The 1194-nt window shown below is 42.5% G+C and carries 1 protein-coding gene and 1 pseudogene; both read left to right on the top strand.

Annotated elements, in window-relative coordinates:
* Positions 1–163: 163 nt before the first annotated feature.
* Complete coding sequence (locus MD535_RS25570) at positions 164–688, top strand: hypothetical protein (protein WP_265678096.1); 525 nt, start codon at positions 164–166, stop codon at positions 686–688.
* Positions 670–1194: pseudogene (locus MD535_RS25565) on the top strand (hypothetical protein); the annotation flags it as partial. The gene MD535_RS25570 and the pseudogene MD535_RS25565, both read left to right, overlap by 19 nt.

Here is a 1194-nt window from a genome sequence, read left to right as displayed (position 1 = left end):
ACGCCAGCAAAATACTTCTTACGTAAGGATAAAAAGCCGGATAACTTTGAGCAGCGTGTTGAAGGGGCTCTTGCCGCTGAAGATGACCTAGTTTCCCACTACCAAACAAATCGGGTAAGAGGTCATGCGATTTAAGGTTACACCTTTGGAAAATAAATAAAAAGTGACCTACCAATTCGTGCTCCCAGCCTATGTCAAGGGTGTCTCTGAAATTGTGGGGTCAATTCAAAAGCGCAAGTTAGAGATGATTCAGCCCAACCAATACTCAATGCAACTTGATGAAAGCGCAACAAAAGCGTTTGCTGATGCACTTCAACATGCATTGGCTGATCCGGCTAAGCATAAACTCGAAAACGCATCATTGCATCTAACCGTGGAGGTCGAGTTGCGAGAGTGGCTCAATAACAGAATCACGCTAGATACCTATCAAGATCCGCAAAATTCAATCATGCAGGTTAACGATACAACGCTATCAGTTGCCACCCCAACACAAACCATTCGGTTTGTCTATATAGCACCTTTTGTATTGGCCTTCTGGGGCCTATCGTTTTATATGATCGGCTGGCTTATCCCAAATCAGGGGATGATAGAGCGAGCCCACAATATGATTGAGTTGAATCAAATCAAGAATATAAGGATCTTGGTAGGGAATACGATGAGAAGCGAGACATGTACTATCGTACGCTAGTGGGTAAAGATGGAAAACGTTCAATATTTAATAATCTCAAAGCGATACACCTATATGCTAATGATTATTATCGACATTCTACATACAAGAAAATTGGTGTTATTTGTGTGCTATTGATGATCTCCTTGGCTGGAACCATTGCCTTTCTTTGTTTACCCAGAATGGCGGATATCTACTTTGATCGCGAGCGAAAAATAGTCTACACATGGCGTAGGGGCAAGGTAGCCGCCTGTCATTTTGATAGCCTTGGTTACCGTGAAATGATGCAAGGCCTTAACTTATTGTTGTACAGCGAGCATAAAAAACGACAGTTCTGGCCTGCCAACTTCTTTGTTCAACCAACAGGCCGAGCGCATTTCAACAATGAAAATGATAATACCGAGTTTATGGCTCAAGTCTTCGCCTTTATGGACAAAGGTAAAAGCGCCGTGATCACCGGTGAAAGCTTCGAACGCCCTCAGCCTAAATACTATTTATACATTGATGAAAAACCCGAAAACTTCGAT

Source organism: Vibrio qingdaonensis (assembly GCF_026191675.1).
GTDB classification, from domain to species: Bacteria; Pseudomonadota; Gammaproteobacteria; order Enterobacterales; family Vibrionaceae; genus Vibrio; species Vibrio qingdaonensis.
Note: the sequence above shows the minus strand (reverse complement) of the source record. Positions and strands in the feature narration are given on the sequence as shown.